Source organism: Enterobacillus tribolii, assembly GCF_003363015.1.
Taxonomy (GTDB): domain Bacteria; phylum Pseudomonadota; class Gammaproteobacteria; order Enterobacterales; family Enterobacteriaceae; genus Enterobacillus; species Enterobacillus tribolii.
In genome coordinates, this window is record NZ_QRAP01000006.1 from 198,445 (window position 1) to 221,567 (window position 23,123).

The window sequence follows — 23,123 nt, forward strand, 5'->3', positions numbered from 1 at the left end:
TCAAAACGTCACGAGCGTGATTATTTTCTCACTTTGGTGTAGTGCTTTTAATTCTCAAATAAAATCTTGAGATGTCGGAAGCTATTTCTGTTGACGTTAGGCGCGTCGGTTTTTGATGGGATTTATTTAAAACCTCAGCGAAAATGAATTATCAAAGTGTAAAATTTATTCAGGATATGGTTTTGTTTTATATGGACAATTTTTAAAGAAAATATGTAATAACCTGCTGTGATTATCAAGCATATTTACCTGTGTTAAATATGCTTTTGCATGGTATACGAGATTGTTGATCTCATATATATCTTCAGTTAGTATTTTAACTTATCCTCGAAAATAATTATAGCATATGGATTTTGCTATGCTCTGAGTGTTGATTTTGCTGGTGTTACATTCTTTATTATAGGGCTGTTCACACATGTTATCATTATTAGAAAGTGATAGTAACGTCATTTACCGTATAAACTCTCTTGCAGATTTTATTCCGAGCCGAAATGTACTTCGATACTACAGTAGCGGAAAGGAGTTTTCTTTGTTTGCGCCTGCGGCTCGGTGTTTATTATTATTGATTGAAAAACAAGGGAATATTGTTGATAAAAAGATTTTAATGCAGAAGGGATGGGAGGAACATGGCGTTTGCGTATCGCCAAACACGTACTATCAAAATATTTCAAATATACGAAAGACGCTTAACAATATTATTCCGGAGCAGGATATCGTGACAACGGTAAAACGCTCCGGGCTGATTATAAAAAATTCTGTTGATATTGAGATTATTGATGGAAAGCCCTTACAAACGGTAAGTGATATAAATGATAAATGGCAGTTTCATCATTCCAGTGCGTTTAAACAATCAATGGCAGTTTTTATCAGCTTATTATCTCTGGCGTTGAGTTTGTACTTCTATTTTTTACAAATACTCTAGTTGCTAAAGTTATAGAAATACAGGAGGCTTGTCTTATGGAAATAAGCCTCCCGTATGAAATATAATGGAACGTTCGCATCTGAAGCTCCCCGTGATGCGAACGTCATTTTCTTTGGTTAAATTTCAATAGGTTGAAATTTAACCGCAATTATACTGATATTCTTCTGTATGCACCGGCTGCGTGACTTCAGTAATAAACGAACGTCACAACGGAGGTTGCATTTGCCGTTCCCCCGGTAACTTTATTGCCCGTTCTGACGTATTTGGGGGTTAATGTGAACGTCGCCGTCAGATCGTTGGTTGCTGGTTTCAGCAAAACACGGTTAAGCGAGGAATCCACATTCGCCGGTGAATCGAAGGCGATTGGCGCACCATCGTGCATTAGCTGGACCTGTATTCCGCGCGCAGTAGAGTCTTGGGTCAGGTTCAGGTATTCGGAAGTATTCGTTAAATCGGTAAAATCACTGAAAACAGCCTCTACCCCGACGTTAGGATCAACACAGGTTATGGTTATGTTCAGCGGCGAGCCGGCATATTCCGTACCTATGTCGGTGAAGTGCGCTGCGGCGATATCCCCCATGTCCATAACGTAACTGTCCGCAGAGGCTGAGCAGGACTGAGCGCTGACGCCAAATTGCAGGCGCAGCGGAATGCGGGTTTCGAGGTCAATCTTCCCGGTGCCGTGCCAGTAAGACAAGCCAAAGCGCGCGCCATTAAGGCTGGCATTATATTGGCCGGGAAGAATGACTTCTTCGCCGGTTGTTACCAGCGTGAACGTTGCACGTGCTTTCGCCCATGAAATGATTCGTATCGTATGTTCTCTGAGAACATTTTCCGCGTTAACAACGGCTAAATCTCCCCATTCCAGCCCGCCGGCGATCTCGCCTGACTCGTAATAACCATTAACGATATAACCGATGCCCGGAATACCGGTTTTCCAGATGGTATAGCTGTCGTTTCCGTCATGGTAGGTTTGCCCGCTTGATGCATTATCGATCACCAGATAGAAGCCGTATTTCAGCAATCCTGCTCCCAGTGAACATGCCGACACGTTTTTGGACCGGGATATAACCTGGCCTGCGGGATGAGGACCGCTGGTAATATTTATCTCGTTTTCATTAAAATACACGCCCGGACACATAACTTCGGATGCGGCCAGGGCCGGTTTGCTGATGGCAAGAAGCAATAAAGTTGCGATCAGGGGTAACTTCATTATTCGTACTCCACATAAAAAGTTGCGCTGGCGTTTGCTGAGCCAGAAGTAACCGAAGCTCCTGTTGCTTTGTATTGCGCATAAAACTCGAGTGAATGGGATGTGACGGAGTCGTCCTCAATAAAACGAAAACGGCCCTGTTCATTAATCGGCAGCCGGACGCCATCGTGATCCAGCAGCTCAACGGCGACACCCGTTGCTGCGTCGGGATCGGGTTCTATAGCCAGTAATTCCGGATTATCGGCATCGGGACGGCCAACAAATTGTATTCGTACGCCCCCGGTATCCGATGTGCAGTTAACGACGTTGATCTGAAACCGTTGCCGGTTTCCGCTGGCGTCGGGTTTGCGCAAAATGTCACTGGTTATTGCGCCCAGGATGATATTCTGGCTTTTCGACTCCTGCGCCAGCGCACATCCTCCGGCAGTGACGACGCCGCGTACATACAGCGTGATATCATATGCGTGGCTTTGGGGGGCCAGTAAACAAAGCAGAAGCCCGAGTCGTTTGATCATCATTTACAGGCACCTCACCGTTAATTGTTGCACCGCGCTTTGTTTCTTGGCCTGACGTAAGTCGTACTGTGCCTGGCATTGCTTATCCGGCGTTTTTCCCCATGTCACGTTAATCACGCCTTTTTCTTCCAGCCCAGAGAAATAGACCGTGCCGCCGTCGCTCACGATGCTGCTGTTGGTATCCGAACCAGAACCCTGTTTTACGGCCGCAATGGCGCCAAAAGGAACCTCCTGCTGCGGGTGTTTCAGTTTGAAAAGAACGCGGAATCCGACGCGGGTATTAAAGCGGGCCAGAACGAGCGCGCCGCGGGTAGGTACGACTTCGGTTACGGGTTCCTCCACTTCGGTGTCGTCTTTCAATGAGGTGGTATCCAGCGCAATACGGTTGAGACGATAGTTTGTGGCGTAAGGAACGATGGCGTAGCCGGCCCAGTTCGTTTTGACGCCGGCGGCATTTTCAATGCCAGTGCCGTATGTTCCTTCCGCGTGGACTAGCACATTGGTTTCACCCAGCGGCTGAGACAACACCAGCCCGTTGCGGTGAAACACGGCGCCGCCGCTGACGCCATAGCTGAGTTGACGGGAATCTTTATTCACGGAGTAGGCGGCATTCACGTTGCCGTAGCGGCCGTCATAATCCGCTGATGCCGACATGTTGCTGCCGCCTCCGCGATTGTTGAGCCCCTGGCGCACGCTATAGCTAAGATTGTTATTTTCCAGCAACGACCCGTTAATGCCGACTGTCGAGCTATTGCTGCCACGCGCGTTGGTATTGCTGTTCGCGGTGAAATACATCGGATGGCGGGAGGTGCCTTTGGGGGAAATCCAGTTGTGCAGGGGAACGGATACCGAAAGATTGATGATTTTATCGGATTCGGTATTCCAGGGCGTTCTGCTGTGGCTGTATGCCAGATTCACCATGGCGGAGGCGATATTGGTACTGAACCCTACCTGCATCAGATCGTTCTTTTTGGGCGTATGCCAGTACGTCTGGCGGCTCATGGTCGTATAAGCCGTACCGAACGATGAGATATTTTGCGAAAGGCTGAGCTGGACGTTGTTTTTCTTAACGTAATTGAGATCGTATCCGGCGTTGCCGGACGGCCCGTTATCATCTTCACGGATGCGGTTGCTGGCGACTTCGGAAAAGTTATAAAAGCCTTTTGTTGAGTAGCGTGAACCCAGCAGCTGGAGATTCGTGCCGATGCTGTTGAGTGATTTTGCGTAACGCAGACGGTAACTTTGCCCCTGATGCTTTGAGCCATCGACAAGTTTACTGTTGGCCTGGGTCACATCCAGGGACAGGGCGCCCAATCGTCCGAGGTTTTTACCTGCGCCGAATGCGGCGGACTTATAGTCCTCAGCTACGATGCTGCCTCCGTACAGGGTATAGCCATGAGGCATCCCCTGGATCCAGCTTCCCTGAGCGACATCCAACTGGCGTTTCTTGCTGTTGGCCTGATGAAATTCGCCGGCCATAAAGGCAAATTTACGGTGCCCGTCCCGCTGCAGGAGGGGGACGGTGGAATAAGGTACGGTATAGCTTCTCTCGCTGCCGTCCGCTTCATGAATAGTCACCTGCAAATCGCCGCTGGCTGAGGTGGGGTAGAGATCCGTGATATTAAATGCGCCGGGAGGAACATATGTCTCGTAAATAACATTGTTATTCTGACGAATCGTTACCCGGGCATTGCTTTGCGCAATGCCGCTGACGGTGGGAGCAAACCCTTTCTGGCTGTCGGGAAGCATGTTGTCGTCTGAAGCAAGACCGATACCGCGAAAGCCGAAGCTATCAAAGACATCCCCGGAAGAGAAACTGTCCCCGATGACAAAGTTGGAGCGCAGCTTGATCAGCGGTCGTTCGAGATAGGTGCTCAAATTACTCCACTTGTTGTCATTACGGCCGGAGTCGGAATAACGCCAGGTAGAATAGTTATGCAGCCGCCAGGGACCGAAATTCAGCCGTGAACGTAAGTTAAGAAAGTAGTTATTATCATTCTGATGATCGTCATAGCGGGTGTTTGCTCCGCTGAAATCATAGTTCAGCAGCAGGGCATTCACACCGTTTTCCCAGCGTTCAGGAGGGATAAAGCCACGCGTTTTTTTATTCAGCGCAACCTGGGGGATACTGATATTCAAACGTAAGCGCGACGTGTCGATTTCTATACGACTGTCCTGAATATACTGGGTTATATCTACACACGCATTTTCATTAAGTGCCTGTACTAACGCAGGAAACGCCTTGGTATTGACTGACAGCAGGCGGATCTGGGCCTCACTTAAGCAAGGCGTGACCGTGCCGCTTTCCTTTCCTGGCGTGAGCACGACATCCATTCGGTTAATGAAGTTACGGTTCAGGTAAATATCGGCGGAGTATTTACCCGGGGCGATTTCATTGCCTTTTGTCAGCCAGTCAAGATCGGCAACCTGACTGACATCAGCATTCAGTAAGGATGGATCAAAATAGAGATCGCCATTTGCCTCAACGCGGGGAGACAATAACAAAGAAATCAATATGCCTAAAGACAAAGGCCGGAAAGGCAGAATGATGGGATACCCACCCTTAGGGGGTGAAAACACATTATGAGTACGCAAGATAAACGTCCCTCTTTATCATATTCCCTGAAATTAAAGCGCTTTTGTCAGGATCTCGGTGTTTGCCCCAAAGTCATTGAGCGACTGGTAATGAAGCTGTCCAGCCCCTGCTGCGGGTAAGGTAATGCCGCCGCTGGAAAAAGGTGCGATCATGATGTTTTGGACATCTTTCCCCTGATATTTCATCTTGATCAGCGTGACATGGTAGGGGGTTGGGTTATTCACTTTCATCTGATTTCCCTGGCGGGAGAAGGTCAATTTCCGGTAGGCGTCATTGCTGTTTCCGCTAAGATTATCAGGGCGATAGAAGAGCTTTACCCGGCTGGCGATGGCCAGTTTGAGCATGTTGTTCTGACCTGGTGAGGATTGCGGTATTGATTTTACCGTCAGCCAGAATAAGGTTTCACGATCCTGTGCAAGCTGAGGGCCGGTATACATAATCCGCAGAATGTTTTCTTTATTGGATTTAATAACAAACAAGGGCGGGGTAATAATAAAGTCAGTGGCTTTATTTCCCTTTTGATCATCAACCCAGGATTGAATAAGAAAAACGTTTTTTGCATCGTTGTTCAATACGGAAAACGTTATTTCTTTATTTTGTGCCGGATAGATAAGACGCGTAGCACCAACGGAAACCCCGCCCGCACTGGCGGTATGAATCCCGGCCATAGAGACGCTGAGTGTGATAAGGAAGAGCTTCAATAGTTTCATAATGTATCGTATGAACGTTATGGAGATGAAATTCAGACGCCGTAACCGGCGTCTGGAATTAAAACCTGATGGTATGAATTATCAGGAATACGTGATGGTGAATGTAGAAGATGCGCTGGCATCACCCGCGGTCGGGCTTGTGCTGGTTGAAATAAAGCCTGACTGGAAGTGCAGCGTGTTATCACCGGCATTTAACTGAACGGCGGTAGACGCTGTACCTACCGGAAGTGCGCTGCCGGTATGATCAAAAATCTGCACACCCACGCCAGTGGCTTTCCCTGCACCGACACCGGCTTCCAGTACGCTCGGATCGCCCTGAGAGGTAACGCCATTAAACGTAATCTGCGCGTTTTGAATGGTGCTAACATCACAATCAACTAATTTGATTTGGAAATCAGTACGTGAAGGCGCCTGAGTACCTGCGGTGGTGCCCAGAGCGGCTAAACGAACCTGTCCCATGTTAACGTTGAGGTTTGTTGACGCTGTATCTACCGCACAGGCTGTATCCACAACGGAACCTGTAAAGTTAACCGTACCCGCTTCAACGGTTACTGGCGCTGCGATGGCGGAAGTAACAGCGGAAGAAAAGACCAGCGCTAAAACGGTAGAAACATGTTTCATTTTCATCAAATAATTTCCTTTTATATAACTCACAGTTAAACACTGGCTTCATTCTCCAGATGCCAGTTCATTAAACGGAGAGCGTCGTTACATACGCTCTCTGTTAATTTGGTGCTGTTTCCCAAAAATATTACTTTGGGGTAAAACATATCGACAGAAGTTAATATGGTGGTAACTCAGTCGATTGAATCCCATTTTTTTAAAGGCTTTATCCCTGTAACGATAAATTTGTTTGCTGGAGACGTTCAGCTCACGAGATATGCAATTAATACTTTTACCCGTTAAGATCTGATAAAAAGTACGAAACTCAGATAATGTCAATGCGGAAAAGAAGTTAATTCTGCCTGCTGCTTTTATCATGAATTCAATTTTGTCTAAAACAACCTTTTTTGATAAGAATAAATCACGGCACTCAGGATTTAGTATTTTAGGGTGGTTGTTATAAGTAAAAATGACTTTACACGTGTTTTTGATGGCGAGAAAGATATCACCCTGATAAGCGCTGTAGGTATCCAGGTCAAAGATATAAATATCATTTTTCTGCGGGTGTACTTTATTGATTTGTTCACCAGAGTTACTCGCATTGACGGTGATGATGTCATGCTCTTTCATGAGTTCTCTGATACCGAATGAAAAATAGTAGTCTTCAGAAATTAGATATATCATAAACTTTCACCCATTTAACTAATACTTCCAAGGGAAACTTATTGTCAGAGGATTAATGTTTATAACATGGTCACTCTTCCCTTAGTGAATTATTCCAGTGAGCGTAAATGTGTAGGCTGACTACGCTCTGTGGAAGTTAGTATGGGAAGGGGGAGGAAATGATGCAATTTGAATTTATTTAATTACATCAATTTAATGTTATTACTGTTTTAAATATGTTTGCTGTTAATTATTTTCTTTTAAATCAATGTGATGCGCCGTTTCTTAAGCGCGGTTTTTCTTCTTAATTAAAGTTATTTTGGCTTCGGGGTGCTATTTTAATGTGCTTTTTAGGGTTCGTTTTGTTGTTAAAGAAAGAGAATGTTAACATAACTTGCTGTCAAACGTGTAATCATGGTTACTTTATTTGGTAATACCAGCAGTATTATCTGGTATTTATTTGGCAAGATATTTTCTGTTTTCAGAATGTATTAATAATGGTCAGTGTGTTTAAGTTTTAGCGAAGATAAACTTAAGCTTGTAAGAGTATTTTTTATAAGCAGCAAGTGGCGTTAATCCAGCGATGGGGCTTGATGTGTCTAAAAAGTTTATCCGTTGGCTGGACAAGCTGGAAAGAGATGGCCTGATTGTACTTAACGGTGAACATATCACGCCGTTATTGCAGCGGGATAAAGTGGGGGGACTAAACGGGAGAGATGTGGGGGCGTTTTGTTATGAACACGGCCTCCAGACTTCTCCGAAGGCAGATGACCCTATCTCCGGGTAAACGGCGACGGCGAATGATCGCGTACTCAGGCAGAGTCAGGCAATGCTGTATCCACTCAGCAGGAAGATGCTCTGCAAACGTCTGTGCAGAGGGCGGAGGCATCAGGGATGGTCGCAGAAATTGGGCAGGTTGTTGAGAAGTGGCATAAAAAACGGCTCCCTGTTGTGGAAGCCGTTATAGTGCTGCAGTTTAAGGATCGGTCAACTGATCCTTAACTGATCTGCATTGGCATCAGCCGGCTTGTGCTTCCCGCCGGTTGAGTGACGTCCCTTACGGTTTTTGCGCACGCTGGCCCCAAGGCATTCGCTGGTACCAGGGACGGGGAACGGGGTGGACGATGGCGTTCAACGCCCTGGCGTAGTCCATCACCAGACCGGGCGTCCAGGCCATGGTCGTCGCCCGTTGGCGTACCTGCGCTGCGATCCACAGTTCCGGCATAAACAACATTTTTACCATTGCGTGCCAGCTGCGCGTCCGGGCGCTTAACACGCCATCCAGCGCCGACTCCAGCGCATAAGCCGTGCTGCTTGAACAGTTGCGGTACGTCAGGTTATAGGTCATATCCTGCTGATAGCGCTGCCAAAAATGCAGCAGTCCCTTCAGGTTGTAATCCCGGAAAGTAATTTTCCGGTCTGAAGCGCACCAACGGGTGGATTCCGTGATGTAGTCAGGCTGAAAAATGCCGGGCACATCGTTGTCATGGGTCGCCTTGAGCAGGCGCAGGAATTCCGAAGGAGAACGATCAATATCCTGAGCGGGATAAAGGCTGATGTAGACCAGCGGCGATGCCTCAAGTGCGGCATGGCCGGTAGAGATGACCCCGTTAACGTCCACTGCCGCGATATAACGGTTGATCACGGGACGGGGCAGCGTACTGCCTTTGGCGGAACCCTCCGGCGTCCAAACATGCACGTTCAGCGGGCCCGCCGCCGCAGGCTGTGGCATTGCGCCTGCTTCCGGCTCCTCTTTGGCCGGGCGCGCGGTAAAGAAGTCCACCGGCAGCATCAGTTCAAAGACGGAGGTGGTCCATTTCAGGCCATGGAGTCGCTTTGCGACAATCAGCATATTGACGCTGCTGGACACGATCATTCCGCCGAGAAAAAACGACACCGCGCTATGGGGATGCATCACCAAAAAAAGCGCGAAGGCGAGGTACAGTACGCCGGTAATGCAGGTGGTGCGCCAGTAGGGAAAACGTACTACCCAGGCGGACGCCAGAATGAACAGTCCGACGATGGCGTAGGTGGCGCTAAAGAAAAACGCCAGCAACATGTTGCTGTATTGGTGATTCAGCAACATGCTCACGGCGACGAACAGGAAAATGCCGCCTTTGAAGTAGAGCACCGCCTTCTGTGCGCCAATGCCGCTTGAGGCGATGCTCAGCGTCACCAGGCTTTCCAGCAGCAGCAGGGCGCCGAAGGTTTTCAGTGGAAACAGGGGGGCGCCATCCAACCCGTCAAGAAAAATGACGCACCCGGTAATGCTCCATAACACCCCCATGAGCCACAGGTATTTCGCCCGGGAACGTAAAAAATCTCCGCCGAGGAGCAGCAATGCGATCTGTATCATGATTGCCACACCCTGCCCATGATGCTTGCGGGCGCATTGTTGGCCGTTGACGAAACTTTCCAGCATCCGACAATTGTGCGGGTATGGGGATCCTGCCGCAGGATCTGGCTTACGTCGGTTATCCACAGCCAACTGCCCTGCCTGGATTTGAATCGGAAGCGTATTACGCGCGGTCCGCCGGCGTCCCAGGGTTGCTGCCAGTGTTCCGCGGCGGCATCGCGATCGTCGGTGTGAATATGATGCAAGACATTGCCGATATCCTCCATGTCTTCATGGGGAGCGGCGCTAAACCAGGCTGGCAGGTTATCCCAATGAAACTTGCCGCTGCCGGTTTCGAGATGATAATTCGCCTGTATTTGCCACATGGTTTTCCCATTGTCCTTATAACTGGTGAGAACACGTATAAACATCATCATTAGTGCCGCTATGGCCAGGAAGCATTGTGCAATCAATAGGGGTTCTTCATCGGCGAGCGAGGAAATAAAAAAGGGGCCGGTTTCACGCAGTGTATAATAGCCGGAGAACGCAGCGATGATCAGTAACGCGATCGAGCCTCCGGGATTTCCCCAAATCTGGGACAAAATGATACTCAGGATAATTAACAGACAAAGCGAGAGCAGGCTGCTCACGCCAGGCGGCAGATGCAATATTGCTTTATCCACATGAGCGATGGTGCCGTTGAAAATAAGTTCGGCCGCGCCAATTAATAATATGATGGCGGTGATTCCTAATGATACATTTTTTAAATTAATGTATTTTTGGTTTATATGGGTAAACAGGAAACCCATGATAACTGGTGTTGCAGAAAGTATGCCTGTGACTTCAGAGCTATAATTTTCCCAGAAGGTATCCAGCAGCGCGACGTTCAGATAATACTGAACAAAACTGTAGATCAGAAAAGCCATAATGAGATTAAGGATGATTGTCGAAACAATCCAGGTCACGATGGCTGACAGTTCATCATATTTGCGGGAAAAATACTGCACCGACAGGGCGATGAGCACCTTTGTCGACGTTAGCGCCATGAAGATTAGGGTGTATATAACGGGATGTTCATGGGCCAGAGCCGGAATGTTTGCGGTGACTTCCGCCAGGAAAAACGCAATAAACAGCAATAACCAGTGACGCCTCGGTGACCAGAGAAATGCCGCCATTATCACGCCGGACTGATACCAGCTTTCCTCGTCTGAGTTATTTAACTCTGTGGAGAGTATAGACATCAGATAATAAAGTATTATCCATGGAATCAATGGAACAATATTCTTGTATAAATAGCCAAAAAGTTTGTGCCACATGACAAATACTCTTTCCCTGTGAGTCATCCGGATGATGATACCGGAGGCACTTTTCTTTTTGAATTATTTTTCGCAGTGATTTTTGGTTGGTTATTGTTCTGTTTAATTACGCTTTTGTATTCATGCCGGACTGGCAAAATATATTCTATTCTTCTATTTGAAGAATAGAATATATTTACTTGGTGAATTTATTGCTTGGCTATCTGCCGCAGTAAAATAATAATAGCGCACACCGGAATACCATGAACAGGCAAGTGATAACGCCTTTAATAACAAAACGCTCTGCTGTTCAGCCTGGGGCGGTAGGGGGCGCTTTCGTATCACGCTGCGCCCGGGTTATCCGTGAAGCGGCGTACCGCAGGCGCTGAGGTCTGCACATACCATCAGATGGCCGTTGGTAACGAAAGCGCCATATTTTTTTGCCGGTCGTCTTTAACCATCAGAAAGAGCCCATCACCATCATGCAGCGTTAAATCTTTGTCTGTGGCTTTTGTTCGTAGGACTTTGGTATTGGTGAGAGGGCGTGTTGTTCGGGCCATGATGACCATTCTTCCAGAATGGGTCTAAGTTTTTAGGTCTACATCCTACCGCATACCAATACGTATACTAATAGCCTCTGGATTTGGCTGGACTTCCCCGGACTACCGTGGAAAGAAAAAAACCGCAAACCTGGGTGGAATGCGGGTTTTCAGTACTTCTCCGGACAACTCCGGAACTTAATGTGGTGGACCTGGCGGGAGTTGAACCCGCGTCCGAAATTACTACGCCGTCGGCACTACATGCTTAGTCCGGTCTTTACATTCGCTTGCCAGCTGCGGACGGACACGCCACTAACAAACTAGCCTGATTAGTTTTAACGCTTCAACCCCAGGCAGGGCATCCACGCGATCTCTTTTGGGTTTGACCTCTCTTGATCCCCGTCCTAAGAGCGGAGGCTAGGGAGAGAGGGCTCAGAGCAGGTTATTAAGCTGCTAAAGCGTAGTTTTCGTCGTTTGCGACTATTTTTTTGCGGCTTTTTACGAGGCAAACCGCCCCTCGGCATGCACCTTGGGTTTCGCCAATCCCGTCGAATCCAGAATCAGGCCCAAGTATGTTATCGGCAAGTATAACAGAAGTTTATGCTGCCACGCCAGTGTTTAGCGGGCGGCATTCTTCATGATACGGGCTTTGTCCGTTTTCCATTCACGTTCTTTTATGTCAGAACGTTTATCGTGCTCTTTCTTACCTTTTGCCACGCCGATCTTCAGTTTGGCCCAGGCGTTTTTCCAGTAGAGCGACAGCGCCACGATGGTATAACCATCGCGGTTAACGCTGCCGAACAGCGATGCCAGCTCACGCTCTTTGAGCAGCAGTTTGCGGGTGCGGGTCGGGTCGCACACGACGTGCGTTGAGGCCACGCTGAGCGGTGTAAAAGTGGCGCCGAAAAGATAGGCCTCGCCGTCGCGCAGAATTACGTAGCTTTCACCAATGTTGGCCTTGCCGGCCCGCAGTGATTTTACTTCCCATCCCTGCAGGGAAAGCCCGGCCTCGATCTCTTCTTCAATGAAGTAGTCGTGGCGGGCGCGTTTGTTCAGGGCGATAGTGGCTGAACCGGGTTTATGTGCTTTTTTCTTCGTCATAATACCGTCATTATACTGGTTACTGTGCGGATTAACATCTTCCCGCCCTGAGAGATCTTCATCTCGCTGGAGACCTCATTCTAATGGATTAACCTAATGTGCTTAAGGCATTTTTCCCTGAGCGATGATAAATGGTATTATGCGTTCGTTATATTTGTTCAGGAATTGTTATGCCGCAGATTAGCCGTTCAGCTCTGGTTCCCTTTAGCGCCAGGCAAATGTATCAATTGGTCAACGATGTCGCCGCCTATCCGGCCTTCCTGCCGGGATGCATTGGATCACGCGTGCTGGAATCGGGACCGGAATCCATGACTGCCGCGGTGGCCGTTTCCAAGGCAGGGATCAGTAAAACGTTTACCACCCGCAATACGCTGACTGACAACAGCAGCATCCGCATGCAGCTGGTTGACGGGCCGTTTCGTAAGTTGATGGGCGGGTGGCAATTTACGCCACTGAGTGACGATGCCTGCAAAGTTGAGCTGCACCTCGACTTTGAGTTTACCAATAAGCTGGTTGAACTGGCGTTCGGTAAAATATTCAAAGAGCTGGCGGGCAGCATGGTGCAGGCGTTTACCAGCCGTGCCCGTGAGGTTTACAGTGCCTGATATCTCGGTTGAAGTCGTCTATGCGCTGCCGGAGCGCCAGTACCTGCGTAAGGTTACGCTGCCCGAAGGCGCCAACGTTGAGCAGGCTATCGTGAGTTCCGGCTTGCTGGAGCTGCGCACGGATATTGATCTGAGCCGGAATAAAGTCGGCATCTTCAGCCGCGCGGTAAAACTTTCCGATATTCTTCGGGATGGCGATCGGGTAGAGATCTACCGACCTCTGCTGGTTGATCCCAAAGAGCTGCGGCGCCAGCGCGCGGAACGCACCAAAAAATAAGGCGCAATTCGCGCCTTATTTTTCATCCTCTGTCCGGACACCTTTCCCTGTAGCGCCGTGTTCGCGTTGATGCGAAGCAGCGATTACTCTTTGGTATCTTTCAGATTTTGCGAGTTATCAATACCGGTCAGAATACCGGCAGAGTCAAACGTCAGCGTCAGCGTTTGCTGTGAAATAGCCTCGTGTCCCGGCTGCTGACGGAATACATAATACCAGGTGCTCGTGCCGAACGGGTCCTGCAACATCGGCGTGCCCAGCGTATAGGCCACCTGTTGCTGCGTCATACCCCGATGGATCTTCGCGATTTCGGCGGTAGTCAGGTAGTTGCCCTGATTGATGTCGGGACGATATACCACTTTCTCAAAGGTAGAACAGCCAGCGGTCAGCATAACCAGAACTACGGCAGCGGCAGTCAGCGTTTTACAGCGCATAGTAATTACATTCCTTTTGGACATAGGTTGCCGATGATAATCGACCTTGCAACGGTTGGAAACCTTATCAGACTCCAATATGACCTCAGGAATCAAAAAAAGTTGGCTTTTTAGGCTGCTAACAGCTCTTTTGCGTTCGCCAGGGCGTTGCGTGTAACCTCGCTGCCGCCCAGCAGGCGGGCCAGTTCCTGTAATCTTGCGCGTTTGTCCAATGCCTGCATCATGGTTTCTGTTTCCGCGCCGTCCGTGTGCTTGGCGACAAAGAAGTGCTGATGTCCGCAGCCTGCGACCTGCGGCAGGTGGGTAACGCACATTACCTGCGTGGACTCGCCCAACTGGCGCAGCATTTTGCCGACAACGGCGGCGGTCGGACCGCTGATCCCGACGTCGACCTCATCGAAAATCAGCGCCGGCGTTTCCATTTTCTGTGCGGTAATAACCTGAATCGCCAGCGCGATGCGGGATAGCTCGCCTCCGGATGCGACTTTCACCAACGGTTGCAGCGGCTGCCCCGGGTTGGTGGTGACGCTGAACTCCACCCGGTCGGCGCCTTCCGCGGTCAGGTGCTCCGGGGTGTAGGTGACGTCGATAGCAAACTGACCGTGCGGCATGGAAAGTTCGTGCATGCTGCGGGTGATATGCTGCATCAGTTCGGTCGCATAGCCGCAGCGCTGCTGGTGCAGTTGCTCCGCCAGCGACAGTGCGTGCCGGTGGCGTTGCTGAATCTCATCGCTGAGTTGTTCCAGCCCGCTTTCCTGCTGCTCCAGCGCCGTTAATTCATCCTGCAATTGCTGGCTGTAGGCCGGTAACTCTTCCGGTGTTACGTGATGTTTGCGAGCGAGCGCTAACTGACGGGAGAGACGTTGTTCCAGTTCGTATAAACGATTCGGGTCCAGCTCCAGCCTGTCGCTGTAATGACGAAGTTCCGCGCTGGCCTCGGAAAGCTGAATGGCTGCTTCTTCCAGCATGCTCAGCACCGGTGAAAGCGCATCATCCATTTCCGCCAGCTCGGTGACCTGTTGCCGTGTCGTGTGCAACAGGCTGAGAATATTGTCACTTTCTGACTCAGACAGAATGTGCAACGCCCGCTGGCTGACGGTAAGAAGTTGCCCGCTGTTAGCCAGCCGTTTGTATTCTTCGTCAATTTGCTCATATTCGCCGGACTGCGGGGCAAACTCGTGCAGTTCCTTAAGCTGATATTGCAGCAATTGACGGCGTGACTCGCGCTCTGCGGACTGTTGCTGAGAGTGCGCCAGCTCACGGCACCCATGATGCCAGTGCTGATAGGCTGCCCGCATTTCCTGCATCAGCCCGGTCTGATTGCCGTAGGCATCAAGCAGTTGCTTTTGGTGCTCCGGACGCAGCAGAAGTTGGTGGGCATGCTGACCGTGAATTTGGATCAGTAACTGACCCAACTCCCGCAGTTGGGAGAGCGGAACCGCGGTGCCGTTGATAAAGCCGCGGGAACGTCCGTCCGCGCTGACTACCCGACGTAGCAGGCACTCACTTCCCTCATCCAGTTGGTTCTCCTCCAGCCAGGCTCGCGCAGAAGGCGCGTCACTGAGGGAGAAGCGGGCGCAGATATCCGCCCGCGGCGTGTTTAGCCGGACCATTGCCGCTTCTGAACGCCCGCCAAGACACAGGCCAAGCGCGTCAACGGCGATGGATTTGCCCGCGCCGGTTTCACCGGTAATTGCCGTCATACCAGACTGGAAGTCGATATCCAGTTCACGCACGATAGCAAAGTTGGAAATGGTCAGTTGTGTCAGCATCAGCCTTCCCCTGGATGGAGTTACATTACTGTATTGATAACCAGTATAAACTGGTTTTTTATCCAGTAAAGAGGCTGATGAAAATATTTCTGCCGTCAGAACAGTTTTTTAGACCACCCCAGCTTGGTGCTTAACGTATTGAAATAGCTATAGTCCTTAGGATGAATCAGATCCAGGTGGAACCGGCTGCGATGGATCATCACTTCTTCGCCCTGCTGGATAGGCAACGCAATCTGGCTGTCGCAGCTGATTTCCAGATCGTTGCTGAAGTGGGAGAAACGCAGGTGGATGGTGCTGGAGCTGTCGATCACCAACGGTCGCGCCGATAAGGTGTGCGGGAACATGGGGACCAGGGCGATGGCGTCCAGCGTCGGCGTGAGGATCGGACCGCCGCCCGAGAGGGAATAGGCGGTGGAGCCGGTCGGCGTGGAGATGATCAGTCCGTCGGAGCGTTGGGAAAATGCAAATCGTTCGTCGATATACACTTCGAATTCGATCATGTGCGCAACTTTGCCGGGATGCAGGACGATCTCATTGATGGCGGTGCTCAGGCGGCGCTGCTGGCTGGAGCGACGTACCTGCGCCTCCAGCAGAAAGCGGCGTTCGCTGATGTATTCGCCCTCAAGAACGGCGGAAAGCTGTTGTTTAGCGTTATCCGGGTCGAGATCGGTCAAAAAGCCGAGATTTCCGCGGTTAACGCCGATCACCTTAATGTCGAAACGCGCCAGTACCCGCGCGGCGCCAAGCATGTTGCCGTCGCCGCCGACCACCACTGCAAGATCGGCCTGGTGCCCTATGTCGGCCAGACTTCCGCTGAGTGCGTCATGCAGGCCGAGCTCACGGGCGACCTGATGTTCGACAATAACCTTATATCCTTTATTTTTTAGCCAGTTGTAAAGCATTTCATGCGTGGCTAACGCGGCCGGATGGCGCGGATGTCCCACCAGGCCGATACATCCAAATAGTTTATTCATTGCAGTGGATTTCCCTCAGAGGCAATTTTTATGCCCTCCTGTGAGCGCTTCGCTTGAATCGCCGACTTTCATCCCCATAATAATCCAGAAAGCGATTCTAATGCTAAACCGCGGAGAATTTCATGAGTAGTAAAGAACATAAGATGCCGAATGAGCAAGTCTCGGAAGAGATGGACGTTGAGCAAAACCCGCAGGAGCAGGCTCAGACGGAAGCGGTGGAGACCGCCGATCCGCGCGATGAGCGCATTGCTGAGCTTGAAGAAAAACTGCTGGAAGTTCAGCAAAGTGAGCGCGACAGCGTGTTACGCGCCCGGGCGGAGATGGAAAATATCCGTCGCCGTGCGGAAATGGACGTGGAAAAAGCGCATAAGTTTGCTCTGGAAAAGTTTGCCGGCGAACTCCTGCCGGTTATCGATAACCTTGAGCGCGCGCTGGATCTGGCGGATAAATCCAATACCGAACTGGCCGCAATGATTGAAGGGATTGAGCTGACGCTGAAATCCCTGCTGGACGCCGTACGCAAATTTGGCGTCGAGCAGGTCGGCGACGTGAACGTACCGTTCAACCCGGAAGTGCATCAGGCGATGACGCTGATGGAATCAGAAGACCATGAGCCCAATCACGTTATGATGATGATGCAAAAAGGGTATACGCTGAACGGCCGTCTGCTGCGCCCTGCGATGGTTGCGGTATCCAAGGCGAAGTCCTGATCCCGGTACGCCGTCTGCAGAGAATGAGCCAGTCCGCTGCGACTGGCTTTTTTGTTTCTGCTCTTCTGTGCTTTTATTCTTCGGCGCCGTTTTCCGGCAGACGCGGCGCCCAGTCAATGGCGGCAAGCCCTTGTTGCTCCAGGAACTGGTTGGTCTGGGAAAAATGATGGCAACCGAAGAAGCCGCGGTGGGCGGAAAGCGGGGAAGGGTGCGGCGCTTTCAGTACATGATGGCGCTGGCGATCGATGATGCTGCCTTTTTTCTGTGCGTGAGAACCCCACAACAGGAAAACCAGCCCGGAGCGGTGCTCGTTCAGCGCGGCGACGACCCGATCGGTGAATTGTTCCCAGCCCAGGTTGGCATGGGAATGCGCCTTCCCCCCTTCAACCGTCAATACGGTATTGAGCAGCAGCACGCCTTGATCCGCCCAGCTCTTCAGGTAACCGTGGCGCGGAATTTCAAATCCGGGGATGTCGGTTTGCAGCTCTTTATACATATTAACCAGCGACGGCGGCGCCGGGATTCCGGGGCGCACCGAGAATGACAGGCCATGCGCCTGATTCGGGCCGTGATAAGGGTCTTGCCCGAGAATCACAACCTTGACGTCGCCGAACTCGGTAAAACGGAAAGCGTTGAAGACGTCTTTCTGCGGTGGATAAATGGTTTTACCAGAGGCCCGTTCCGTAGCCACAAAGGCCAGCGTGTCGTGAAAATAGGGCTTTTCTTTCTCCGGACCAATGACGTCGTGCCAGGTCAATGAGGAGGTCATCAATGCTCTCCCTTGTTTATTGAGGAATTTTAAAGCGGTAGCTTACCTTCTCAGCAATCGAAGTAAAACACTTCTCCTTAACAAAAATGGGATGTGCCGGATCGCCGCGTTCAGCGGTGGAGGTAACGCAAGAATTAAAATTTTTTTGAAAATTTACAAAAATAAATGAGACCTACGGTTGTCATAAATTGATGTAAAACATAAAATTACTCCAATGACACTTGTCAACGCCCTGCGGTAATTGATTTAAGTCAAAGAATTACCCCCTTCATGCTGGTATATAGAACAACAGGATAACATTGGTTTTACCAAATGCCCTGATTACCGGGGCTGAGTTAACACAAGATTCACCGTTTTTTTGCTCTATGACCGGAGGCAACACAATGATTACTGGTATTCAGATTACGAAAACTAACAATGCGAACCTGATGAATTCCTTCTGGCTGCTGGACAGCAACACCGGCGAAGCCCGCTGCGTCTGCGCCAAAGGCGATTACGCGGAAGATCAGGTTGTGCCGGTAAAAGATCTCGGCGAGATCGAGTACCGTGAAGTTGAATTACAGGTTCAGCCGACCGTGCGCGTGGAAGGCGGTCAGCACCTGAACGTTAACGTACTGCGTCGTGAAACGCTGGAAGATGCCGTTAAGCACCCGGAAAAATACCCACAGCTGACCATCCGCGTGTCCGGCTATGCGGTGCGTTTTAACTCTCTGACGCCTGAACAGCAGCGTGACGTCATCGCTCGTACCTTTACCGAAAGCCTGTAATTGCGGGCAGCGGTTAAAAAAGTAAGATAACAAGGGACTACGGTCCCTTTTCTTATGCCTGAATGTTGCTTTATCAGGGAGATAATTTCGTTTTGGAATGATTTTTGAACAGATGAAATAGGTAGGAAAAATAATTTAACTTAATGATATTGATAAATTAAATTATTTTCCCTTTTTCAGGTGTACAGGTGGTCGCGGCGTTTTCTTGTTTTAGATCAAAAAAAGCGACAAAGGCAATGAAAGTCAGCGTCTTCTCTGTCAGAAAAGGCAGAAAACGTTGCAGATAAAGGGCGCGATGGAGAATAAATCACCACATCCGGTTTCGCGGCTATTTTCAGAAAAAGCCCCGCACAGATGCGCAGGGCTGAAAGGACTTATTCTTCGGCGACCGCCGGCTTGCCGGTCGTCGGCGCCCGTCGTTTTCCGATATTCTTGCTGTCGCGGTGACGGACTTTTACCTTCACCTTCTTCTTCTCTTTGTCGTTTTTTTTCTTTTCAGCCCGTTTAGCCAGCGCTTTCTTCGAGGGCTTGCCGCGGTTCTTTTCACTCGGGGTACGGGTTTCCGGACGCAGTTCATCAACCACGCGGGACTTCAGCGGCTCATCCAGATAGCGACCGACTTTACCCAGCAGCAGATGGTCATGCGCTTCGACCAGCGAAATGGCGACGCCTTTACGACCGGCGCGGGCCGTACGGCCGATACGGTGCAGATAGGTGTCGGCCGTGCGCGGCATGTCGAAGTTAAACACGTGGCTGATGTCGGCAATGTCCAGCCCGCGCGCCGCGACGTCGGTCGCGATCAGCACATTGACGCGGCCGTCCACGATGCGCTTGATGGCTTCGTTACGCTTGGCCTGCACCATTTCGCCTTCGAGATAGCAGGAGTTTATCCCCGCCTGACGCAGCCAGCCGCCCAGCTCGTGTACGCGTTCACGCTTACGCACGAAGACAATGGATTTGGTGACGTCTTCCTGCTTCAGCAGATGGCACAGCAACGCGGTCTTATGTTGCAGGTTATCCGCGCGGTAATACCATTGCTGGATTTTTTTACGCTCGCGGCGTGAGGGCTCCGCCTCCACCTCGACCGGGTCGTTGAGCAGACGGTCGGCGAAATCCTGAATGGCTTCTCCTTCCAGCGTGGCGGAAAACAGCAGCGTTTGCTTACGCCAGCGGGTTTCCGCGGCGATGGTTTCGATGTCCTGCGCGAAACCCATGTCGAGCATGCGGTCCGCTTCATCCAGAATCAGGGTTTCCACCGCGCGGCAATCGAAGTTTTCTTCTTTAATGTATTGCAGCAGACGGCCAGTGGTAGCGACCACGACGTCCTGGTTTTCGCTGAAGACTTCGGCATGGTTCATGTAAGCGACGCCGCCGGTGATGGTGGCGATATCCAGCGAGGTGTGACGGCTCAGCGCCTGCGCCTGTTCGGCAACCTGCATCGCCAGTTCGCGGGTCGGCGTGAGGATCAGGATGCGCGGCGGCCCGGATTTTTTGCGCGGGAAGTCGAGCAAATGCTGCAACGCGGGTAACAGATACGCTGCGGTTTTCCCGGTTCCGGTCGGGGCGGACCCCAGTACGTCACGGCCATCCAGCGCCGGAGGAATGGCGACGGCCTGAATGGCGGTAGGGCGTTCATAGCCTTTATCGCTCAGGGCGTCCAGCAGACGCTCGTCGAGTTCGAGTTCAGAAAAATGGGTGACAGTCATGGTTTACCTCGCTTGGGGCGCAGATTATAGACGGGTTGGCGGAGATGTTCACCCATAAAAACGCGGGAAGCGCGCGCTTTTCCTTGCCACCGGGATGCCTTATGCTACGCGGCGTGAGCTATTACGGGAATTATTATGAATCAGAATGCCGTGAATACGGCGCCTTTGCGGCGTAACGGATTTACCTTCAAGCACTTCTTCGTCGCGCACGACCGCTGTGAAATGAAGGTCGGCACCGACGGTATTCTGCTCGGCGCCTGGGCGCCGCTGGCGGCGGAGACACGTCGTATTCTTGATATCGGCACCGGCAGCGGTTTACTGGCGTTGATGCTGGCGCAGCGCAGTGCGCACCGCGCCCGGATCGATGCCGTTGAGCTGGATGAAAACGCCGCGCGGCAGGCGGGAGAGAATTTTGCCGCCTCACCCTGGGCTTCCGCACTGCATATACATCAGGGAACGATTCAGGCGTTCCGGGCGGAAAAATACGATCTGATCGTCAGCAACCCGCCATATTACCCGCAGGGCGTGGCGTGCCGCACGCCGGGCCGTGACAATGCCCGCTATACCACCACGCTGGGCCACGCCGAGTTGTTGGGCTGCGTTTCCCGTTTGCTGAATGACAATGGGCTGTTTTCCCTGATCCTGCCGGCGGAAGAGGGGGACGCGTTTATCGTATTGGCGGAGCAGGCAGGATGGCTCCCGCTTGCGCTGATGCGGGTGGCGGAGAACGGCGCCAGGCCGCCGCGGCGGATGCTGATGACGTTCAGCCGCGAAGTCGCTGCCGGCGCATTACGGGAAAACCGGCTGGACATTCGCGGGAACGACGGGGAATACAGCGCGGCGTACCGCGCTTTAACCCGGGATTTTTATCTGTCTTTTTAAGCTTACGGCTGAAGGATCGTCGGCTTCGGATTCTCCAGCTGTCCGGGATAATCCAGCGTGTAATGCAGGCCGCGGCTCTCTTCCCGGCTCAGTGCGCAACGCACGATCAGCTCGGCGACCTGCACCAGGTTCCGCAGTTCCAGCAAATTGTTGGAGATACGGAAATTGGCGTAGTATTCATGGATCTCCTGCTGCAACATCTGAATCCGCCGCATTGCCCGCTCCAGTCGTTTGGTGGTACGCACGATGCCGACGTAGTCCCACATAAACAGCCGCAGTTCATGCCAGTTATGCTGAATCACCACCCGTTCGTCGGAATTGTCGACCCGGCTGTCGTCCCATTCGGGCAACTGCCTGACCAGCTCGATCTGCGGCAACTGCTTCAGAATATCCTGCGAAGCAGACCAGGCGTACACCACGCACTCCAGCAGCGAGTTGGAGGCCATGCGGTTGGCGCCGTGCAGCCCGGTGTAGCTCACTTCGCCGATGGCGTACAGCCCGTTCAGATCGGTGCGTCCACAGTGGTCGACCATCACGCCGCCGCAGGTGTAGTGCGCAGCCGGAACGATAGGGATCGGCTCTTTGGTCAGATCCAGCCCCAGCGTCAGCAGCTTTTCGTAAATCGTCGGGAAATGCTGCATCACGAAATCGGCCGGTTTATCGCTGATGTCCAGATACATGCAGTCTGCGCCCAGGCGTTTCATCTCGTGGTCAATCGCGCGGGCGACGATGTCGCGCGGGGCGAGTTCGCCGCGTTGGTCGAAGTCAGGCATAAAGCGGGTGCCGTCCGGCCGTTTCAGCAGCGCGCCTTCGCCGCGCAGGGCTTCGGTCAGCAGGAAGTTACGCGCCTGGGGGTGGTACAGGCAGGTGGGATGGAACTGGTTGAATTCCAGGTTCGCCACCCGGCAACCCGCGCGCCAGGCCATCGCGATGCCGTCGCCGGAGGAGATATCCGGATTGGTGGTATATTGGTATACTTTGGCCGCGCCGCCGGTAGCCAGCACGACGGTTTTGGCGCGCAGCGTTTCCACGCGCTCCAGGCGGCGGTTCCATACGTAAGCGCCGACCACGCGCAACGGGCCGGCTAATCCGATTTTTCTGGATGTGATCAGATCTACCGCATTACAGCGTTCGCGGATGCAAATATTCGGGTGAGTGCTTGCTTTCTGTACTAGCGTAGTCTCTACTTCTTTACCAGTGGCGTCGGCGCTGTGCAAAATGCGGCGGTGGCTGTGGCCGCCCTCTCGGGTCAGGTGATAGCGCGATTCGCCGCCGGGGGTGATTTCGGTGTCGAACAGCACGCCCTGATCGATAAGCCACTGCACGCAATCCTTTGCGTTGCTGGCGATAAATTCAACGGCGGAGGGATCGCACAGTCCCGCTCCGGCGATCAGCGTATCCTGCACATGGGATTCAATGCTGTCGGTCTCATCAAACACGGCCGCGATGCCGCCCTGGGCATAAAAGGTCGCGCCTTCGTTAAGCGGCCCCTTGCTGAGCACCGTGACTTTACACTGGTCGGCCAGGCGCAGGGCAAGTGAGAGGCCGGCGGCCCCGCTGCCGATAATCAATACATCGGTGAAGTATTCGGAATTCGGTTGCATAGGTTGTTATCTGTACAGCTGAAAGGTAAAAATCATGCTAGCCTACGGAGCCATATGAATGCTATGGCAATTCGGGCGGTAAATACGAAATACATTTATATACGGAACTTTTTATCACGTATGAACTCCAAGCG

At 51.5% G+C, this 23,123-nt stretch carries 21 protein-coding genes, 1 other RNA gene and 2 pseudogenes; 6 read left to right on the forward strand and 18 right to left on the reverse strand.

The window, feature by feature from the left end:
- Nucleotides 1-415 precede the first annotated feature (415 nt).
- Nucleotides 416-922 (forward strand): winged helix-turn-helix domain-containing protein, encoded by a 507-nt coding sequence (locus tag C8D90_RS14120; RefSeq protein WP_115459095.1) that lies wholly within the window; start codon nt 416-418, stop codon nt 920-922.
- Nucleotides 923-1,109: 187 nt separating this feature from the next.
- On the opposite strand, the gene C8D90_RS14125 is transcribed toward C8D90_RS14120, so the two are convergent.
- From C8D90_RS14125 to smpB, 12 genes and pseudogenes are all read right to left on the reverse strand, one after another.
- Entirely contained in the window at nt 1,110-1,973 is an 864-nt protein-coding gene (locus C8D90_RS14125; RefSeq protein ID WP_162844404.1) for a fimbrial protein, read from the reverse strand.
- A gap of 161 nt (nt 1,974-2,134) precedes the next feature.
- Entirely contained in the window at nt 2,135-2,653 is a 519-nt protein-coding gene (locus tag C8D90_RS14130) for a fimbrial protein (protein WP_115459097.1), read from the reverse strand.
- The gene (locus tag C8D90_RS14135) at nt 2,654-5,155 is read right to left on the reverse strand and encodes a fimbria/pilus outer membrane usher protein (RefSeq protein ID WP_147291365.1); all 2,502 of its coding nucleotides are present in this window, start codon (nt 5,153-5,155) and stop codon (nt 2,654-2,656) included.
- Between the two features lie 123 nt (nt 5,156-5,278).
- Nucleotides 5,279-5,956 (reverse strand): fimbrial biogenesis chaperone, encoded by a 678-nt coding sequence (locus C8D90_RS14140; protein ID WP_115459099.1) that lies wholly within the window; start codon nt 5,954-5,956, stop codon nt 5,279-5,281.
- Nucleotides 5,957-6,037: 81 nt separating this feature from the next.
- Nucleotides 6,038-6,583: a fimbrial protein gene (locus C8D90_RS14145; RefSeq protein WP_230473021.1), complete on the reverse strand. Its 546-nt coding sequence runs from the start codon at nt 6,581-6,583 to the stop codon at nt 6,038-6,040.
- A gap of 81 nt (nt 6,584-6,664) precedes the next feature.
- A complete protein-coding gene (locus C8D90_RS14150) occupies nt 6,665-7,189 on the reverse strand; it encodes a helix-turn-helix transcriptional regulator (RefSeq protein WP_147291366.1) in 525 nt (174 codons plus the stop codon).
- A 799-nt stretch (nt 7,190-7,988) separates the two neighbouring features.
- Nucleotides 7,989-8,155, reverse strand: a pseudogene (locus tag C8D90_RS14160) (transposase domain-containing protein); the annotation flags it as partial.
- Nucleotides 8,156-8,279: 124 nt separating this feature from the next.
- Nucleotides 8,280-9,578, reverse strand: coding sequence for an MFS transporter (locus C8D90_RS14165; protein WP_115459102.1), 1,299 nt, complete (start codon nt 9,576-9,578; stop codon nt 8,280-8,282).
- Nucleotides 9,575-10,873 (reverse strand): MASE1 domain-containing protein, encoded by a 1,299-nt coding sequence (locus C8D90_RS14170; RefSeq protein WP_162844405.1) that lies wholly within the window; start codon nt 10,871-10,873, stop codon nt 9,575-9,577. Before C8D90_RS14170 ends, C8D90_RS14165 begins: the two co-directional genes overlap by 4 nt.
- A gap of 385 nt (nt 10,874-11,258) precedes the next feature.
- Nucleotides 11,259-11,412: pseudogene (locus tag C8D90_RS22265) on the reverse strand (integrase arm-type DNA-binding domain-containing protein); the annotation flags it as partial.
- Between the two features lie 183 nt (nt 11,413-11,595).
- Nucleotides 11,596-11,959, reverse strand: a transfer-messenger RNA (tmRNA) gene (gene ssrA, locus C8D90_RS14180).
- 50 nt (nt 11,960-12,009) lie between these two features.
- Nucleotides 12,010-12,492 (reverse strand): SsrA-binding protein SmpB, encoded by a 483-nt coding sequence (smpB, locus tag C8D90_RS14185; RefSeq protein WP_115459104.1) that lies wholly within the window; start codon nt 12,490-12,492, stop codon nt 12,010-12,012.
- Between the two features lie 170 nt (nt 12,493-12,662).
- Between smpB and C8D90_RS14190 the strand changes: the two genes are divergently transcribed.
- Together C8D90_RS14190 and C8D90_RS14195 are read left to right on the forward strand one after the other, a co-directional pair.
- Entirely contained in the window at nt 12,663-13,097 is a 435-nt protein-coding gene (locus C8D90_RS14190; RefSeq protein ID WP_196238513.1) for a type II toxin-antitoxin system RatA family toxin, read from the forward strand.
- Nucleotides 13,090-13,374, forward strand: a complete 285-nt coding sequence (locus C8D90_RS14195; protein ID WP_115459106.1) for an RnfH family protein — start codon at nt 13,090-13,092, stop codon at nt 13,372-13,374. Before C8D90_RS14190 ends, C8D90_RS14195 begins: the two co-directional genes overlap by 8 nt.
- An 83-nt stretch (nt 13,375-13,457) precedes the next feature.
- On the opposite strand, the gene bamE is transcribed toward C8D90_RS14195, so the two are convergent.
- The 3 genes from bamE to nadK all read right to left on the reverse strand — a co-directional run bounded on the left by bamE (nt 13,458) and on the right by nadK (nt 16,551).
- Nucleotides 13,458-13,805, reverse strand: coding sequence for an outer membrane protein assembly factor BamE (bamE, locus tag C8D90_RS14200; protein ID WP_115459107.1), 348 nt, complete (start codon nt 13,803-13,805; stop codon nt 13,458-13,460).
- A gap of 110 nt (nt 13,806-13,915) precedes the next feature.
- The gene (gene recN, locus C8D90_RS14205; RefSeq protein WP_115459108.1) at nt 13,916-15,577 is read right to left on the reverse strand and encodes a DNA repair protein RecN; all 1,662 of its coding nucleotides are present in this window, start codon (nt 15,575-15,577) and stop codon (nt 13,916-13,918) included.
- A 95-nt stretch (nt 15,578-15,672) separates the two neighbouring features.
- On the reverse strand, nt 15,673-16,551 hold the full coding sequence (gene nadK, locus C8D90_RS14210; protein WP_115459109.1) for an NAD(+) kinase: 879 nt from the start codon (nt 16,549-16,551) through the stop codon (nt 15,673-15,675).
- Between the two features lie 122 nt (nt 16,552-16,673).
- Here nadK and grpE point away from each other — a divergent pair, with 122 nt between their 5' ends.
- Nucleotides 16,674-17,261, forward strand: coding sequence for a nucleotide exchange factor GrpE (grpE, locus tag C8D90_RS14215; RefSeq protein ID WP_115459110.1), 588 nt, complete (start codon nt 16,674-16,676; stop codon nt 17,259-17,261).
- 73 nt (nt 17,262-17,334) lie between these two features.
- Here grpE and ung read toward each other — a convergent pair whose 3' ends face one another.
- Nucleotides 17,335-18,030 (reverse strand): uracil-DNA glycosylase, encoded by a 696-nt coding sequence (ung, locus tag C8D90_RS14220; protein ID WP_115459111.1) that lies wholly within the window; start codon nt 18,028-18,030, stop codon nt 17,335-17,337.
- Between the two features lie 383 nt (nt 18,031-18,413).
- Between ung and grcA the strand changes: the two genes are divergently transcribed.
- Nucleotides 18,414-18,797, forward strand: a complete 384-nt coding sequence (gene grcA, locus C8D90_RS14225) for an autonomous glycyl radical cofactor GrcA (protein ID WP_115459112.1) — start codon at nt 18,414-18,416, stop codon at nt 18,795-18,797.
- A 374-nt stretch (nt 18,798-19,171) separates the two neighbouring features.
- On the opposite strand, the gene srmB is transcribed toward grcA, so the two are convergent.
- Nucleotides 19,172-20,503 carry an ATP-dependent RNA helicase SrmB gene (srmB, locus tag C8D90_RS14230; RefSeq protein WP_115459113.1) on the reverse strand — a complete coding sequence of 444 codons (1,332 nt, stop codon included), beginning with the start codon at nt 20,501-20,503 and terminating at the stop codon, nt 19,172-19,174.
- A gap of 135 nt (nt 20,504-20,638) precedes the next feature.
- Here srmB and C8D90_RS14235 point away from each other — a divergent pair, with 135 nt between their 5' ends.
- On the forward strand, nt 20,639-21,385 hold the full coding sequence (locus C8D90_RS14235) for a tRNA1(Val) (adenine(37)-N6)-methyltransferase (RefSeq protein WP_115459114.1): 747 nt from the start codon (nt 20,639-20,641) through the stop codon (nt 21,383-21,385).
- Nucleotides 21,386-21,387: 2 nt separating this feature from the next.
- On the opposite strand, the gene nadB is transcribed toward C8D90_RS14235, so the two are convergent.
- Nucleotides 21,388-22,989 (reverse strand): L-aspartate oxidase, encoded by a 1,602-nt coding sequence (gene nadB, locus C8D90_RS14240; protein WP_115459115.1) that lies wholly within the window; start codon nt 22,987-22,989, stop codon nt 21,388-21,390.
- Nucleotides 22,990-23,123 lie beyond the last annotated feature (134 nt).

What these genes read in the sequence shown, in the direction of transcription:
- C8D90_RS14150 (WP_147291366.1), bottom strand. Translation starts at nt 7,189, where the DNA reads ATGAAAGAGCATGACATCATCACCGTCAATGCGAGTAACTCTGGTGAA.
- ung (WP_115459111.1), bottom strand. Translation starts at nt 18,030, where the DNA reads ATGACCTCCTCATTGACCTGGCACGACGTCATTGGTCCGGAGAAAGAA.
- nadK (WP_115459109.1), bottom strand. Translation starts at nt 16,551, where the DNA reads ATGAATAAACTATTTGGATGTATCGGCCTGGTGGGACATCCGCGCCAT.
- C8D90_RS14235 (WP_115459114.1), top strand. Translation starts at nt 20,639, where the DNA reads ATGAATCAGAATGCCGTGAATACGGCGCCTTTGCGGCGTAACGGATTT.
- nadB (WP_115459115.1), bottom strand. Translation starts at nt 22,989, where the DNA reads ATGCAACCGAATTCCGAATACTTCACCGATGTATTGATTATCGGCAGC.
- C8D90_RS14165 (WP_115459102.1), bottom strand. Translation starts at nt 9,578, where the DNA reads ATGATACAGATCGCATTGCTGCTCCTCGGCGGAGATTTTTTACGTTCC.
- grcA (WP_115459112.1), top strand. Translation starts at nt 18,414, where the DNA reads ATGATTACTGGTATTCAGATTACGAAAACTAACAATGCGAACCTGATG.
- srmB (WP_115459113.1), bottom strand. Translation starts at nt 20,503, where the DNA reads ATGACTGTCACCCATTTTTCTGAACTCGAACTCGACGAGCGTCTGCTG.
- smpB (WP_115459104.1), bottom strand. Translation starts at nt 12,492, where the DNA reads ATGACGAAGAAAAAAGCACATAAACCCGGTTCAGCCACTATCGCCCTG.
- C8D90_RS14140 (WP_115459099.1), bottom strand. Translation starts at nt 5,956, where the DNA reads ATGAAACTATTGAAGCTCTTCCTTATCACACTCAGCGTCTCTATGGCC.
- C8D90_RS14170 (WP_162844405.1), bottom strand. Translation starts at nt 10,873, where the DNA reads ATGTGGCACAAACTTTTTGGCTATTTATACAAGAATATTGTTCCATTG.
- C8D90_RS14190 (WP_196238513.1), top strand. Translation starts at nt 12,663, where the DNA reads ATGCCGCAGATTAGCCGTTCAGCTCTGGTTCCCTTTAGCGCCAGGCAA.
- C8D90_RS14130 (WP_115459097.1), bottom strand. Translation starts at nt 2,653, where the DNA reads ATGATGATCAAACGACTCGGGCTTCTGCTTTGTTTACTGGCCCCCCAA.
- C8D90_RS14145 (WP_230473021.1), bottom strand. Translation starts at nt 6,583, where the DNA reads ATGAAAATGAAACATGTTTCTACCGTTTTAGCGCTGGTCTTTTCTTCC.
- recN (WP_115459108.1), bottom strand. Translation starts at nt 15,577, where the DNA reads ATGCTGACACAACTGACCATTTCCAACTTTGCTATCGTGCGTGAACTG.
- bamE (WP_115459107.1), bottom strand. Translation starts at nt 13,805, where the DNA reads ATGCGCTGTAAAACGCTGACTGCCGCTGCCGTAGTTCTGGTTATGCTG.
- grpE (WP_115459110.1), top strand. Translation starts at nt 16,674, where the DNA reads ATGAGTAGTAAAGAACATAAGATGCCGAATGAGCAAGTCTCGGAAGAG.
- C8D90_RS14120 (WP_115459095.1), top strand. Translation starts at nt 416, where the DNA reads ATGTTATCATTATTAGAAAGTGATAGTAACGTCATTTACCGTATAAAC.